General features: G+C 63.4%; 15 protein-coding genes and 2 pseudogenes. 10 read left to right on the top strand and 7 right to left on the bottom strand.

Features of this window, described 5'->3' with window-relative positions; all coding sequences use genetic code 11:
* The first annotated feature begins 233 nt into the window (after positions 1–233).
* Positions 234–1,765 (top strand): annotated as a pseudogene (locus tag IVA87_RS32190) (FAD-dependent monooxygenase).
* A gap of 72 nt (positions 1,766–1,837) precedes the next feature.
* Here IVA87_RS32190 and IVA87_RS32195 read toward each other — a convergent pair.
* Positions 1,838–2,392, bottom strand: a complete 555-nt coding sequence (locus IVA87_RS32195) for a DUF417 family protein (RefSeq protein WP_247337038.1) — start codon at positions 2,390–2,392, stop codon at positions 1,838–1,840.
* Positions 2,393–2,741: 349 nt separating this feature from the next.
* Here IVA87_RS32195 and IVA87_RS32200 point away from each other — a divergent pair, with 349 nt between their 5' ends.
* Complete coding sequence (locus tag IVA87_RS32200) at positions 2,742–2,942, top strand: hypothetical protein (protein WP_247280584.1); 201 nt, start codon at positions 2,742–2,744, stop codon at positions 2,940–2,942.
* On the top strand, positions 2,939–3,145 hold the full coding sequence (locus IVA87_RS32205; protein WP_247280583.1) for a hypothetical protein: 207 nt from the start codon (positions 2,939–2,941) through the stop codon (positions 3,143–3,145). Before IVA87_RS32200 ends, IVA87_RS32205 begins: the two co-directional genes overlap by 4 nt.
* On the opposite strand, the gene IVA87_RS32210 is transcribed toward IVA87_RS32205, so the two are convergent.
* Positions 3,139–3,408, bottom strand: a complete 270-nt coding sequence (locus tag IVA87_RS32210) for a hypothetical protein (protein WP_247337041.1) — start codon at positions 3,406–3,408, stop codon at positions 3,139–3,141. The two genes, IVA87_RS32205 and IVA87_RS32210, sit on opposite strands and share 7 nt — an antisense overlap.
* Before the next feature lie 781 nt (positions 3,409–4,189).
* Between IVA87_RS32210 and IVA87_RS32215 the strand changes: the two genes are divergently transcribed.
* Positions 4,190–4,516 carry a nuclear transport factor 2 family protein gene (locus IVA87_RS32215; protein ID WP_247337043.1) on the top strand — a complete coding sequence of 109 codons (327 nt, stop codon included), beginning with the start codon at positions 4,190–4,192 and terminating at the stop codon, positions 4,514–4,516.
* 175 nt (positions 4,517–4,691) lie between these two features.
* Here the strand turns inward: IVA87_RS32215 and IVA87_RS32220 are convergent, their stop codons facing one another.
* Positions 4,692–5,105 (bottom strand): hypothetical protein, encoded by a 414-nt coding sequence (locus tag IVA87_RS32220; RefSeq protein ID WP_247280579.1) that lies wholly within the window; start codon positions 5,103–5,105, stop codon positions 4,692–4,694.
* 270 nt (positions 5,106–5,375) lie between these two features.
* Positions 5,376–5,504, bottom strand: a complete 129-nt coding sequence (locus IVA87_RS35205) for a hypothetical protein (RefSeq protein WP_256464613.1) — start codon at positions 5,502–5,504, stop codon at positions 5,376–5,378.
* Between the two features lie 553 nt (positions 5,505–6,057).
* Between IVA87_RS35205 and IVA87_RS32225 the strand changes: the two genes are divergently transcribed.
* The 4 genes from IVA87_RS32225 (at position 6,058) to IVA87_RS32240 (ending at position 8,922) form a co-directional block, all read left to right on the top strand.
* Entirely contained in the window at positions 6,058–6,372 is a 315-nt protein-coding gene (locus IVA87_RS32225; RefSeq protein WP_247337048.1) for a hypothetical protein, read from the top strand.
* Between the two features lie 12 nt (positions 6,373–6,384).
* Entirely contained in the window at positions 6,385–7,011 is a 627-nt protein-coding gene (locus IVA87_RS32230) for a hypothetical protein (protein ID WP_247337051.1), read from the top strand.
* 235 nt (positions 7,012–7,246) lie between these two features.
* The gene (locus tag IVA87_RS32235; RefSeq protein ID WP_247301804.1) at positions 7,247–7,432 is read left to right on the top strand and encodes a hypothetical protein; all 186 of its coding nucleotides are present in this window, start codon (positions 7,247–7,249) and stop codon (positions 7,430–7,432) included.
* A gap of 203 nt (positions 7,433–7,635) precedes the next feature.
* Positions 7,636–8,922: a divalent metal cation transporter gene (locus IVA87_RS32240; protein WP_247337055.1), complete on the top strand. Its 1,287-nt coding sequence runs from the start codon at positions 7,636–7,638 to the stop codon at positions 8,920–8,922.
* Positions 8,923–8,981: 59 nt separating this feature from the next.
* Here the strand turns inward: IVA87_RS32240 and IVA87_RS32245 are convergent, their stop codons facing one another.
* Together IVA87_RS32245 and rocF are read right to left on the bottom strand one after the other, a co-directional pair.
* On the bottom strand, positions 8,982–9,266 hold the full coding sequence (locus IVA87_RS32245) for a hypothetical protein (protein WP_247301807.1): 285 nt from the start codon (positions 9,264–9,266) through the stop codon (positions 8,982–8,984).
* A 115-nt stretch (positions 9,267–9,381) separates the two neighbouring features.
* Positions 9,382–10,359 carry an arginase gene (gene rocF / locus IVA87_RS32250; protein WP_247337058.1) on the bottom strand — a complete coding sequence of 326 codons (978 nt, stop codon included), beginning with the start codon at positions 10,357–10,359 and terminating at the stop codon, positions 9,382–9,384.
* Between the two features lie 258 nt (positions 10,360–10,617).
* Between rocF and IVA87_RS32255 the strand changes: the two genes are divergently transcribed.
* A complete protein-coding gene (locus IVA87_RS32255) occupies positions 10,618–10,878 on the top strand; it encodes a hypothetical protein (protein WP_247337063.1) in 261 nt (86 codons plus the stop codon).
* Positions 10,879–10,956: 78 nt separating this feature from the next.
* Here IVA87_RS32255 and IVA87_RS32260 read toward each other — a convergent pair.
* Positions 10,957–12,403, bottom strand: a pseudogene (locus IVA87_RS32260) (bifunctional diguanylate cyclase/phosphodiesterase); the annotation flags it as partial.
* Between the two features lie 156 nt (positions 12,404–12,559).
* Between IVA87_RS32260 and IVA87_RS32265 the strand changes: the two are divergent.
* The gene (locus tag IVA87_RS32265) at positions 12,560–13,390 is read left to right on the top strand and encodes an alpha/beta hydrolase (protein WP_247337066.1); all 831 of its coding nucleotides are present in this window, start codon (positions 12,560–12,562) and stop codon (positions 13,388–13,390) included.
* Positions 13,391–13,719: the final 329 nt, after the last annotated feature.

Raw genomic sequence — 13,719 nt, forward strand, 5'->3', positions numbered from 1 at the left:
TGCCCTAGGGGCCTTCTGGACAAATATACAGCCTCCGCTCGCAATCGGCCGGCACGCACCCGCCTCACTCCGCTAACGAGTAATTCTTGCCCAGCCTCGACGTGTCAAACACCGTCGCACGCAAGAGGAAGCCCTTCCTCCCAGCTAGATATGTGGTGGGCAAGGGGCTTGCTTCAAGTCCCTGCTCCTGCCGTAGAACCCGTGGCCCGGCCAACACATCGAGGGGTCACGACATGCCTGTATTGCTTCCGACGTCCCGTTCGCGCCACGAGGCTCGTCGCGCCGGCGCGGGCAGCGCAGCGACGACCGATCATGCCGTGGTGATCGCCGGCGGTGGCCCGACCGGCCTGATGCTGGCTGCGGAGCTCGCTCTCGCCAATGTCGACGTCGCAGTGGTCGAGCGGCGTGCGAACCAGGAGCTGGCCGAGACGCGCGCCGGCGGATTGCACGCCCGCACCATCGAGATCCTCGATCAGCGCGGCGTCGCCGACCGCTTTCTGCGCGAGGGCCAGATCACCCAGCTCGCCGGCTTCGCCTGGACGCGGCTCGACATCAGCGACCTCCCGACCCGGCACGCTTACGGCCTCGCGCTGCGGCAGAGCCACATCGAACGCATCCTGGCCGGCTGGGTCGAAGAGCTCGCAGTGCCGGTCTATCGCCACGCTGAGGTGACGGGATTTGCGCAGGATGAGACCGGCATCGACGTCGCACTGTCGGGCGGAAAGAAGCTGCGCGCAAATTATCTCGTCGGCTGCGATGGCGGCCGCAGCATCGTGCGCAAGACTGCAGGCATCGACTTCGCCGGCTTCGATCCGACGCTCAGCAATCTCATGGCCGAAGTCGAAATGCGCGAGGCGCCAGCCCTTGGCCTGCGTCACGACGCGCTCGGCTTTCACGGCCTCAGCGAGACCGAGAGCGGCCGCGTGCTGGTCGTCGTGACGGAAGCAACGCTCGAGCGCACCGGCGAGCCCACCTTGCGCGACCTCAGCGACGCCCTCGTCGCGGTTTACGGCACCGATTTCGGCCTCCACAGCCCCGCCTGGATCTCCCGTTTCACCGATGCGGCACGGCAGGCGGTATCCTATCGCAGCGGACGCGTGCTGCTCGCCGGCGATGCCGCGCATATCCATCACTCCGTCGGCGGGCAAGGCCTCAACCTAGGTGTGCAGGACGCCGTCAATCTCGGCTGGAAGCTGGCGCAGGTGGTCAGGGGCATCTCGCCCGACAGGCTGCTCGACACCTACCATTCCGAACGTCACCCCGTTGCCGCGCGCGTCTTGCGCAACACCATGGCGCAGATCGCGCTGCTCCGCCGCGGCGATGACGGCCTCAAGGCCGCGCGCGACGTCGTCTCCGAGGTGCTCGCCATGGACCAGCCGCGCCAGCGCGTTGGCGCAATGATGAGCGGGCTCGACATCCGCTACGATCTAGGCGATGGCCACGCCTGCTCGGACACCGCATGCCGGATCCCGGTCTGTCGGTCGAAGGCCAGAAGCTCAAACTGTTCACGCTGCTGCACAGCGCGCGCGGCGTGCTGCTCAATTTTGGCAAGCCCGACGGCATCGACGTTACGGCCTGGGCGGATCGCGTCAGTTACATTGTCGCCGATCACGATGGCCCATGGGAGCTTCCGGCTATCGGATGGGTCGCCCCGCCGAGCGCAGTGCTGGTGCGACCCGACGGCCATGTGGCCTGGGTGGGAGACGAGCGTCAACGCGGACTGGCGGATGCGCTGACAACCTGGTTCGGACCGGCTGCTGCGTAGCGCACGAACGTCACAGCCGCGACACCCCGCGGGCTGATCCGAACTCTTTCGATGATGCTATTCTGCCAGTGTTTACCAGTCCAGAACTCGATCTCGCGCCCGACGAAAGCGGACAATCTCACCGTGATTGTGCCAATCTTCCCATCCGACTGGAAGGGCCATCGCCTCCGGCAGTGACGCCAGCAGCAACACGACGCAGACGCACAGCAGCACGATGTCCTTGAACAGAAACTCGCCGGTGAGATTCCAGGCCATCGGATCGGTCGAGAGGCTCCATGTCACCACGCCGGGCGTGGTGAAGAAGAACGAGAAGGTGACGGCGAAGGTGACGACGCCCATGAAGGCGCCGAGCGCCGACATCAGCGGATTGAATGCGCCGGCGATCAGCTGCGCGCCGATCGCGAATTCGGTGACACCCAGCACATAGGCTTCGCCGCGCAGGCCAAACAGCGAAAGCCAGGAGATGAACGGGCTGTTGCTGATGAACTGCGCGATGCCTTGCGCCGATTGCGGCGTGAATTTCTGCATGCCGAACGAGACGAAGATGATCACCATGACCCAGCGCAGGATCGCGAGAAGGCGATAGGATCCGTTGCCGGCTTCGGCGACGTTGAATTCTGCTTTCATTGGACGTGGTCTTCCCCTGGCTGCTCGGGCGCTTGTTGCGGGCTGCCGGTGATACGCAGGCAGCGGCCGATCCGTTACGCCGTCCCGGTCACGAACGGTTCACGAGCTCGTGGGCGCCGGGTCGGCCGAGGCCGGCTCTGTTCAAAATTGAACACAGCGTCGCTGCACTCAGTTGAGTAAGTGGCTCAACTTGCTCTCGAAAATAGTTGTTCGCTGCATATCAAAAGATACTGACTCTGCGTGGCCGCAGGCGTACGGTTCATACATCACCGCAAGGCCCGTGGCATGAGATCGGTGATGAGAACGCCGGATTGCGCTCCCGTCCTATCTCGAACAAGGGAGATGCGCCATGCAGACGCGTCGTCGCTTCAAGCAGACTAAGACACTCACCGAACGGCTCGCAGACGATGCCGCACGCCTGCGCGAGGAAGCGCGCACGCTGACCCCGGGGCGCCGTCGCGAGATGCTGCTGCGCCGGGCGCGGCAGGACGAGACCGCCATGCAGATCGATGCCTGGCTGCATTCGCCCGGCCTGAGGGCGCCCACATGACAAATCAATATCGCGCCTATCTGGTCGGCGAGAACGGCGTGTTCCGCTCCGCCGAGGCGTTCGAGGCGGCCTCCGACGCCTCCGCCCTCACCTTCGCGCGGCAGTTCACGCGCCACGGCAAGGTCGAGGTCTGGCAGCTCGGCCGCAAGATCGCCGTGCTGGAGCCCGAGCAATCGCCGGCGCACCAGCTCACGCGTCAATGATCGCGCCCGCGCGGCCGCGTCTCGTAACTCTCGATGGCGAAGGAGAACGTCACCTGCATCACGGGACCGTTGCCATCGCGAACCTCGACCGCCATCGTCTGCCTGCTGCCGCTTAGCGACGCGGAGAGGATGGCGTCGCGTGCCATGTCGCCCAGCGATTTGGCCGCCTCCGCCTGAACGGCGCGCGGACTGGACAGTTCCAGCCCCTCCTCGTCGAGCGCGGTGCCGTTCTCGTCGCGCAGGTCGAAATAATATCGGGGCATTTCGGCATCCTTTGCCCTAATAGGCGCGAAGCCGGCAAAGGTTTCTATGCGGGGCGAAAAAGTTGCCTTGGCATCAACGGATTGTTCCGGTCGCGAGGCCCGTCACCCTCCGACGTCCGCACGCTCTTCCGTCAGCGTACGGCGCGATATAGACGTCCACTGTCTCCGCGAACGAGCGCTGCACCACGATCGCGGCCCCGTTCTGGTCGCGTGCGTCGCGCTAGAGCTCGCACAGGCCGGGTCCGCGCGCGCCGGCCGGCGTGATGGCCAGATACTGATCGATCGCATTTTCGGCCAGTGGGATCGCCTGGGGATCTCCCCTCCAATCAAGAGACGCAGGAAGCTCGGCCAAACCGGGCATGGGACGCGCCTCATCCGCGGGAGGATTTCGGCCTCGGCGTCCTGATGGGCTGGGTGTGGGTGCCGAACAGCGCCAGCACCAACGCGACTTCTTCCTTCGAACCGACCTGGATCATGATTGTCTCCTTTTCGCAGGGTTGGTCAGAGGCGACGGCTGTGGAGTTCTGGACAATCGGGTTTGAGCATTGTTTCAGGCGCGTTTCGTCGGGGGCGCCGCCTGGCCACGCGACTTGTGTGCACAATTGAACACCGCAATGCGCGAAGCCGCCGGGCGCCGTCTGCACCCGGCATAGACTAATGCGGCAAGCTCCTGTTCATCCTTCCGACAGATAGGTGAACGGCCACCCGCCACGACTTTCACATCGCATTCATTGTCCCTGTCCTAAACCGCCGGCCGACGAAACGGCACGTAGGTAGGACGATGTCCTTTGACCCGATGGCCGCTGCGGTCGACTGGCTTGATGCCTACCGCGCCGGCGATATTGAGACCATCCTGGGAATGTATGCCGATGACGCGGTGATTCACTGCGGCTGCGGCGGCATGAAGACGTGCTCCGGCAAGGTTGGCCGACGCGCCTATTGGCGCGATCGTCTGCGGGACTATCCCGCCACAAGCCTGAACGACCTCAAGCCGTCGGGAGATACGACAGTCATTTCATATATCGCGAGCGGCGGCGTCGTCAGCGCAAGCCTGAGCTTCAACGCGCAGGGGCAGATCGCCTCGCACGTTTGCGGTCCTTCGAACTAAGGCCGTACTCATGAAAGCACCGTCGGCTCCTTGGTAAGTGATCGCCGTCGCCATGCGATCCTCCGCCTCCGTCAGCCCTCGCGCCATTCCGATGATCTCGCCGATGCGCTCTGCAAGCGCTAAATAGAGGGGCCGCGCCGATGTAGCGCGGCCCCACGTCAACGCTGCGGAGTTTCTAAATCCCGTTTGGCGTACAGGCCATTAGCAACTTGGCCGTCTCAAGAAGATTTGTTCCGTTCACGCGAGAAGCTTTTGGAAGCACGAAGACCACATCTTCGTCAGTTTCCATCGTGTATCCACTATCGTGCTCGTCTTCCGTGATTATTACGGCCCGCATTAAACCGTATCCCGGTGCCGCTGCATTGATAGCCGCTGTGGCTTGCGCGACGGCATCTGCCGTGGCCATTCCTTTGTTCGGTCCGGCAGTGGTACGGTCCAGTATCTTGTCGAGGCTTGGATCGCCTTGCCATGCATTGACGATCACTTGCGCAATGCCGGGAACAGCACTTGCCGGCATCGCAAATTCCGGGACCGTCATCTCTCCGCCACCCTTCTTCTTTTTGATACCACCTGGTGCCGTTGGTGCCATTGTTAGGCCCTCCCTGATGAAAGCTGCCACGGCGACCTGACCGCCTGGCCAGGTGCCTGGCATCATCTCACACCTGAGCCCGCAGAACCGCAAGGCCCAGTGAGGCGCGCCCCATTCGCCAACTCCGCTTTGGGCAAAGCCTTATGTCCGGTGTGCCCATCGGCGGCGTTCAACGATGTCGGCCGTTTGTGCCGCTGTCGAGGGATGAGCGGACATCATCTGGAGCGCTCAAGCTCAACGCATGATTTGTGAGTAGATGTCTAGCTGCGCTCACTTGCCGCGCTTCGATGTGACGAGGCGCAGCGCAATGCCGTGCTGCCAGGCGCGTATCCTGACGGCCGCTTCACTGCGATGGAGCTCTTTCGCAAACTCGTCCGGTTGCCGGCCCGCTTCAGCCATGGCCTTCAATGGCTCATGCTCTTTCCACTGTCCATTCTTCGACAACGGATAGCGGGATTGCATAGGTGGCCTTGGAGAGTCGAAGCGTTCGAGAAGGGCAACAAGGCCTCCCTACCCAAGTTCCTACATCACTCCGTTCGAGCGCACGCAGGTGGTCCAGCAGCTCGGCCTCCAGCTCACGGATATGCTCGGCCGTGGGCCCGCTCGGAAAATCACGCGAGAGCTTCCGGCAGCGCTCCAGCAGTTCCTGAAGAATCCGCTTGTCTCTGTCTCGGTCCATGCTGGCCTTGATTCAACAGAGCACAGACGGCTTCAAGGGAATGTCCAAAAGTGCACGCCGCCATGGGACGCAATTGAACAGCGGTCGCGTGTTGAAGTGGCGGTTGGATCGAAGGTCGGCCAACGGGACAAAGCGGCAGAAGTTCCTACTTCAGCGCCTTCCCAAGCTCCGTCGCAGCAAGATCGTGCTGCGCCACTCCGTGCCTTCGATCGCAGGCAACCAATTCGAATCTCACTCGTTGTCGCCGGCACAATCCCTTGCAGGAGACAAAACATGTCACGTCTGACTTTGCTGGCCGCAACCTTGTTGCTGCTCGCATCTGCGCCCGCGGGCGCCCAACCCGCGCAAAGCGGACCGGGCAACAATGCCGTCAACAGCTCCGACCAGAACAACTCGAACGCGCCGGTCGCCGGCCGCAACAGCTTCACCGAGGGACAGGCGAGGTCGCGGATCGAGAACGCGGGATATTCCAACGTCTCCGGCCTGCAGAAGGACAACGAAGGCGTCTGGCGAGGCAAGGCCGACAAGGCCGGCACCAAGACCGATGTCAGCGTTGACTTCCAAGGCAACGTCAATCCCGCGAAGTAAGGAGGAAACAGCATGACGATCACCATTTCTCGTCTCTACGACAATTATTCCGATGCCGAGCAGGCCGTCACCCGGCTCCAGAGCGCCGGCGTGCCGCACTCCGACATCAGCATCGTCGCCAACAATTCCGACAATTGGTACGGCTCATCGCGCGGCAAGATCGATCGTGACCGCGACGGCGTCGACGATCGCGCCGAAGGCGCCGGCACGGGTGCCGGCATCGGCGCCGGCCTCGGCGGCGCAGCAGGCCTTCTCGCCGGTCTCGGCCTGCTCGCCATTCCCGGTCTCGGACCGGTCGTGGCTGCGGGATGGCTCGCCTCCACGGCTGCCGGCGCAGCCGCGGGCGCGGCCACGGGCGGCATCGTCGGCGCACTGACCCAAGCAGGCGTCTCCAAGGAAGACGCCTCGCGCTACGCTGAAGGCGTCCGCCGCGGCGGCACGCTCGTCTCGGCGAGGGTCCCTGACCAGGATCGCGCACGGCTCGATGCGCTTCTCCATGACAGATCCGTCAACCTTCAGGAGCGCAGCTCTGCCTGGCAGAAAGCCGGCTGGACCGACTTCGATGCCGCAAGCCCGCCTCTCGCTCCGGACGACATCCGCCGCGAGCGCGAGCTTTACGGCATGGGCGCGCGGCGATAGGTCCCGGCCGACCCGACAAGACAAAGGCCCCGCGCTGGTGGGGCCTTTTTTCATGGTCGAGCGGGTCTGCCTTGCCGAAGCCGCGTCGGGAAAAACAGGGAACCACCTGTCAAACTTTATCTAAAAGGCGCCGAATCGGTTTCGGCGAAATGAAAGCTTTTCGCGCCATGCTGGGCATGTCGATTTGCTCTCGTTGCGAAAGAACGCAAACGGGACCGCTTTGGAGAGACCACCGATGTACTTCGTCGCCGCTGCATTGCTGGGGCTGTCGGGACTGTTCTACTCCGCCAGCCGTCATGAGCTCGGCCAGTTCGGAGCAGACGTGTGCCGCTATGGCGGCGCGTTCTGCGACAATCCGGTGGTCCTCTTCACGGGCGCAGCGCTCGCCGCCGCCTGGGGCATGTTCGTTAGCGTCAAGTAGCATCGCGCTGGCCGAAAGACGATCTTGCGAAGCCGGCGAGGATCTAGATCGACGGCTCTTGCGATGGTCCGTTTCTAACACTGTTTTGCCGGACGATCAATCAAAATTCGCCTCATCCGAAGTGCGGCCGCGAGCTCCAGTGGGGAACTTCTGTTCCCCCATTAGCATTTGCTATGAAGTTCTCATAGCAAGGGCCTTCCTTCATGCGCGACAGCGCTCACGCTTCCAAGACGTCCGCGCCGTCGCTTTTGAAAAGGCTGGGGCCAGGTCTGATCACCGGCGCGGCCGACGACGATCCGTCGGGCATCGCTACCTACTCGCAAGCCGGCGCGCAATTCGGTTTCGCGCTGCTCTGGACGGTGTTTCTGACCACCCCGTTCATGATCGCGATTCAACTCGTCAGCGCCCGGATCGGCCGGGTCACCGGCAAGGGGCTCGCCGCCAACGTCATGCGGCTCGCGCCTCGCTGGGCGGTACTCGCGCTCGTGTCCATGCTCGTCGTCGCGAACACGTTCAACATCGCGGCCGACATTGCCGCGATGGCGGAGGCGCTTGGGCTCGTGATCGGCGGGCTCCAGCACGAACATGCGCTGATCTTCGCCGCCGGCTCGACCCTGCTCCAGATCTTCCTGCCCTATCGCCGCTATTCGCCGGTGCTGAAATTCCTCACTCTTGCGCTGTTCGCCTATGTCGCCACCGCCTTCACCGTGCAGATTCCGTGGAGCACGGCGCTGCTCGCCGCAGTGTGGCCCAAGGCGAATGTCAGCGCCGACTATTTCCTGATGGTCGTCGCCGTGCTCGGCACCACCATCAGCCCTTACCTGTTCTTCTGGCAGGCCTCGCAGGAGGTCGAGGAGATGAACCAGGGCAAGCGCGACAAGCCGCTGCGCGATGTTCCGAGCGGCGGCAATCCGGAGCTCGCGCGCATCAGGGCCGACACTATCTCCGGCATGTTGCTGTCCAACGGCATCGCCTTCTTCATCATCCTGACCACCGCATCGGTGCTGAATGCCAACGGCGTGACCAAGATCAATTCGGCGACGGAGGCCGCCGAAGCGCTGCGGCCGCTCGCCGGCGACTTCACCTTCGCGCTGTTCGCGCTCGGCATCATCGGCACGGGTCTCTTGGCCATCCCGGTGCTGGCGGGCTCGGCGGCTTACGGCGTCGCCGAGATCTTCGGCTGGCACGCCACGCTGGAGGCGAAACCTGAGAAAGCAGTCGGCTTCTATACGATCATTGCGGCCGCAACCATCATCGGCTTCGGCCTCGGCTTCACGGGAATCGACTCGATACACATGCTGGTGTGGAGCGCGGTGCTCAACGGTATCGTCGCCGTCCCCATCATGACGATGATGATGCTGATCGTCTCGAGTCGCGCCATCATGGGCCACTTCAGGGCCCGCTCATGGCTGATCGCGCTGGGCTGGCTCGGCACTGCACTGATGGGGCTCGCCGTCCTCGCTCTGCTCGGCTCGTCCGTGATCGGCTGATACGAAGCGAGCCGGAAGGGCACTCCCGGCCGCGCACCATGCCGCGATCCGTCGATAGGCTACGGTATGACGGGATTAACGGTTGGCGACGTCTTCGGCCCCGGCCGGGCCGGCTCTATCGGCGATTTCGGTTCGGTCGGAAGCACGGCGGCCCCTGCGGCGCGCGCAGCTTCCCCCGTCGTCGCGTACATAGCGACGTGGGCCGGCTGGGTCTTAGCGCGGTTCCAAGGTCCGTGGTCGACGATCAGCATCGCTGCAATCGTCACGCCGGCCACGATCAGCGCGATCACGCCGGGATGACGAAGTGCCGTAGAGATGGAACTCGCGAACCGATCAGCCGTCATCAGAAGCGTCCGCAATTATCCTATTGCAGGTTAATTCAATTGCGTGCCCCCGGTTCCGCTCCGGCTTCGGTAAGGTCCCGGCGAAGGCGGGAACACCCCGTTATGCTTTACCGATTCACTCGCCCGGCGCGATGGCATTGCTCGGGGTCGGCCGGTCCGTGATCTGCTGACCGAACAGACTGCCGATCAGCTCGACCGCTGTGCGTGCCGTCCGGCCACGTTCGTCCAAGAAGGGATTGAGTTCGACGATGTCGACCGATCCCACCACGCCGGAATCGTGCAGCAGCTCCATGATAAGATGGGCCTCGCGATAGGTGGCGCCACCGGGCACGGTGGTGCCGACGCCTGGCGCCACGCAAGGGTCGAGAAAATCGACATCGAAGCTGACATGCAACACGCCATTGCTTGCCTTGACCCGCTCGATGACGCGCCGGATCAAGACAGCGACGCCGAATTCGTCGATCTGCCGCATGTCGACAACCCTGATCCGGCGCGCGCGCATCAAGTCCTTCTCGAGCTTGTCGATCGAACGCGCGCCGAACAGATCTAGCCTCTCAGGGGTGATCGAAGCGCGGGGGTCGTCACCCAGCAGTCCGTCGAGGCCGGGCTCCCCGCACAGGAACGCGGCCGACATCCCGTGCATATTGGCCGTGATCGTCGTTTCCGGCGTGTTGTAGTCGGCATGGGCATCGAGCCAGAGCACGAACAGGTCGCGGCCGCGCTCCTTCCAATGACGCGCCATCGCATTGACCGAGCCCATCGAGAGCGTGTGATCGCCGCCGAGGAAGATCGGCACTGCGCCGCTTTTCGCGATCTCATAGCCTCTGCGACTCAGCACGCGCGTCCAGCGCTGGATTTCCCGGTAATGATTGGCTTTCTCGGGCGGCCTGTCGGCGAGGTCACGGACCTCGGCCACGGAAAGATCGCCGTAGTCGACGACCTCAAAATCGAGGCTATCGAGCAGTGTCGCAAGGCCTGCGGTGCGCAGCGCAGCAGGGCCCATCAAGGTGCCGCGCTGCGAAGCTCCCATGTCGATGGGAGCGCCGAGCAAGGCGATGCGCCGGGTTAGATCCGTCGCGGTCCGATCGGTCACGGCAATCTCCTGATATCAGCAGGGCTACCGCCAGCCTAACAGAGATTCGCATGCGTCGTTTCCCGGGGGGCCGCCGTGGGCCTATTGTCCCGGAACAAAATCCCGCGCGCTGAATTGCCCATTCCAGGGCCGGCACCCGCCGTAAAGCCACGGCGCCTGTCGCGGATAGCCAAAGGTCGTCAGACCCGCTGTTCAAAACGAGCGCTCGCGCGGATAGCCAAAGGTGCCGGCCTCCATCATCGGGCCTGGAGGTCGCGCTTGAGCACGCAGATACCGCAGTCCAATCCCCAGCCCGGCATGGCCGAACGCGCCATCGATGCAGCGACGGATGTATCCCGCACGATCGGTGAAGTCGCGGGGGGCCTGCATGCAGCGGTCGATCGTCTTACCTCTGCGATCGAGGAAGCGCGAAAGCCGGGCCGGCCGCTCTCGACGATTGCGGCGATCACGCGCGAAGCGCCGCTCGCCAGCCTGTTCGTTGCTTTCCTGTTCGGCGTCGCGGTTGCGCGTCGACGCTAGAACATGATCCGAAAAGCTATCCAGCGGTACTCCGAAGAGGCCATGCTCAAACAATAACCCTAAATCGAAGCGGGCCCGTCAGGCCGCAGTGACGGCGGCGGCGCACTCAAGCGCCAGGAACTGCCGATCGAACGCTTCCACCGGCATCGGACGACAAAGAAGTACCCCTGCCCTTCCTCGCATCCCATGCTCACTAGAAAGTCCGCCGTGGCGCGGTTCTCGATACCTTCAGCCACCACTGTGAGACCGACCTGCTTGCTAAGCCCGATAGTCGAGCTGACGATCGCAGCATCGTCAGAATCGGCAAGCAGATCGACCACGAATGAACGATCGATCTTGAGCCCGTCGAGCGGAAACTTCTTCCGCTCAGGCTTGCATAACCGGTACCCAAATCGTCGAACAGAACGCGGACGCCCAGCTCCTGGATCCGTTTGAACATGTCGAGCACGCGGCTTTCGTCATGGAGCAGGATGTCTTCGGTGACCTCCAGCTCGAGCAGCGACGGCCTGAGCCCCTCGCTTCGAGCAACGCCGCAACCCAATGCGCGAGATCGCCGGAGTGGAGCTGCGAGGGCGATAGGGTGATCACGACGCGCACGGCCTTGCCCGACAGTTCCCAGTCGCGTGCCTGAGGGCAGGCGGTCTCCATCACGCAGTTCGCGATCCGCTCGGACAGGGCCGAAGTGTTTACCACGGGCATGAACTCCGCAGGCGAGACGTAGCCGCGCACGGGATGCCGCCAACGGATGAGCGCTTCAGCTGCGATCAGGCTGCCGTCGACCAGACGAACCTGGGGCTGGGACAGTTGGAACTCGCCGCGATCCGCGGCAAGCGCCAATTCGCTCTCAGGCTTCAGCCGGTTCTCCAGCTCCTGTCTGATCGCACTCTCGAAGATCACGTGACTGCCGCGCCGCGTCAGCTTTGCCTTGGTCAGCGCGAGATGGCCGTTGCTCAGGAGATCGTCAGCATTACGTCCGCCGTCGGGATAGATGGCAACGCCGATGCTGATCTTGGCCCATACTCGTCGCCACTGAGGCGCGCGACGATCGCCCCGGCGCCGACCTCGGTCGTCAGGCGCTCGGCGACCGCCCGCAGCACGAGGTCGCCCGCTGCATGCCCGCAAATGTCATTGATTTGCTGGAAGCCGTCGAGCCCGAGCACGAGCAGTGCGAGGTCGGAAGACCGCCGCTCCGCCGCCGTGATCAGACCGATGAGGCTCGCATGCAGCATGCTGCGGTTCGCAAGACCCGTCAGCGTATCATGTTCGGCGAGATGCCTGACGCGCTCGGCCTCGCGCTTGCGCAGCGAGATGTCGCGCAGGATCGCTCCATACTGAAAGCCGTCCGCTCCCTGCCAGCCCGAGAAGCTCGCCTCGACGGGAATGTCTCGCCGTTCTTGCGTCGTCCCTCGAACTCGACGACGACGGCGCCGCCGGGAACCAGCAGCGCCTGGCGGGCGGCATCGTGCATGGGCGGCCTCACGTCGCCATCCCCAGGGACGGCGCACAGCGTTCCGAACCGTGCGACCGATTATTTCGGCAGCGTCGAGGCATCGCCGCGCACGGCGCTTTTGCGGCCTTTGCTCACAGACTTGCCTAAATTTAATCCCGTAACCTGCTCATGATCGCTCGATCCGGCGGTTGCCATTGACCATGTTCAGCCAAAGGTGATTGAGACGGAGCCATGAAGAGGGTGTTTGCAAGCCTGGCGTTTCTCTGCGTCCTCGGGCTCGGCCAGTATTTCGTCGTCAGCCGGTTCGCGATCCGCCATGAGGCTTTGGCCCTGTTCGACGCTTCTCGCCAGCGGCCGATCTCGGTTGAGGTCGCGGTAAGACGCGACTACGAGACCAAGGCCAATCTCGGCCTCTGGAAGCTTCCGCTCGCCGTCATCAGCAACGGCAACACCGTCAAAGCAACCGAGTATTCCTTCCTGGCCAACGTGCTCGCCGCACGCGGCTATCTGGTTGTCAGCATCCAGCAGGATCTACCGAGCGATCCGCCGCTGATGACCCATGCCGGCCAGCAATATGTCGGCCGGCGTGAAGTCTATGTCCGCTGCGAGGCCAACATTCTGTTCGTGCTGGGCGAGTTGAAGAGGCGGCAGGTGAACGTCGACTACGACCACATCACTCTCGTCGGCCATTCCAACGGCGGCGATGTCTCGATGTATGTCGCCCATCAGCACCCGGAGCTGGTATCGAAGGTGATCACGCTCGACAATCTGCGGGTGCCTTTGGTGCTCAGCGACAACATGAAGATCCTGTCGTTCCGCTCGAAGGATCCGCATTTCGTGGCCGATCCCGGCGTGCTGCCGACACCGGAAGAGGCAAAAGCGCGCGGTATCGACATCGTCCATACCGGCGCACAGCACACCGAGATGAGCGATCGCGGTCCCGATTCGGTTAAGGCGAAGATCCAGGAGACGCTCGATCGCTTCCTGCGTGACAGCGCCAGCAGCGCGCTCGCGCCGGCCGATACGAAGAGCCCGATGATCATGAACCCCGGCGACTATTAGCCAGAACCGCCTTTGCAACAGGTCAAGGCAGCTCCGAGCCGCCATGATAGGAAGGGTCCCGCGATCTCGGAGGGGCACCGCGGCACGGGCGCCCGCATTCGTAGATCTATCGTTCGAGGCGCAGGCTGCTGCGGTCGATTATCGCGCGCATCGATCTCTCGCAATTCCAGAATACTCGATTTCTTCCTGCTCGACGGCGCGAAGATGCCGAGCTTCCCTTGAGCCGCAAGGAAGCCGGCGACATCATGGCCTATACCGGATCGCTGCGCCGGTAGAAACGCCGGGCCAACGTGACAGGTGGAACTGCAAATCCCTGCCGGAAGACCGAC

This window comes from Bradyrhizobium sp. 147 (assembly GCF_023073935.1).
Classification (GTDB): Bacteria; Pseudomonadota; Alphaproteobacteria; order Rhizobiales; family Xanthobacteraceae; genus Bradyrhizobium.

Excerpts from the sequence above, each read along its gene's own strand:
- IVA87_RS32195 (WP_247337038.1), bottom strand. The coding sequence starts at position 2,392 with ATGAAAGCAGAATTCAACGTCGCCGAAGCCGGCAACGGATCCTATCGC.
- IVA87_RS32200 (WP_247280584.1), top strand. The coding sequence starts at position 2,742 with ATGCAGACGCGTCGTCGCTTCAAGCAGACTAAGACACTCACCGAACGG.
- IVA87_RS32205 (WP_247280583.1), top strand. The coding sequence starts at position 2,939 with ATGACAAATCAATATCGCGCCTATCTGGTCGGCGAGAACGGCGTGTTC.
- IVA87_RS32210 (WP_247337041.1), bottom strand. The coding sequence starts at position 3,408 with ATGCCCCGATATTATTTCGACCTGCGCGACGAGAACGGCACCGCGCTC.
- IVA87_RS32215 (WP_247337043.1), top strand. The coding sequence starts at position 4,190 with ATGTCCTTTGACCCGATGGCCGCTGCGGTCGACTGGCTTGATGCCTAC.
- IVA87_RS32220 (WP_247280579.1), bottom strand. The coding sequence starts at position 5,105 with ATGGCACCAACGGCACCAGGTGGTATCAAAAAGAAGAAGGGTGGCGGA.
- IVA87_RS35205 (WP_256464613.1), bottom strand. The coding sequence starts at position 5,504 with ATGGCTGAAGCGGGCCGGCAACCGGACGAGTTTGCGAAAGAGCTCCAT.
- IVA87_RS32225 (WP_247337048.1), top strand. The coding sequence starts at position 6,058 with ATGTCACGTCTGACTTTGCTGGCCGCAACCTTGTTGCTGCTCGCATCT.
- IVA87_RS32230 (WP_247337051.1), top strand. The coding sequence starts at position 6,385 with ATGACGATCACCATTTCTCGTCTCTACGACAATTATTCCGATGCCGAG.
- IVA87_RS32235 (WP_247301804.1), top strand. The coding sequence starts at position 7,247 with ATGTACTTCGTCGCCGCTGCATTGCTGGGGCTGTCGGGACTGTTCTAC.
- IVA87_RS32240 (WP_247337055.1), top strand. The coding sequence starts at position 7,636 with ATGCGCGACAGCGCTCACGCTTCCAAGACGTCCGCGCCGTCGCTTTTG.
- IVA87_RS32245 (WP_247301807.1), bottom strand. The coding sequence starts at position 9,266 with ATGACGGCTGATCGGTTCGCGAGTTCCATCTCTACGGCACTTCGTCAT.
- IVA87_RS32265 (WP_247337066.1), top strand. The coding sequence starts at position 12,560 with ATGAAGAGGGTGTTTGCAAGCCTGGCGTTTCTCTGCGTCCTCGGGCTC.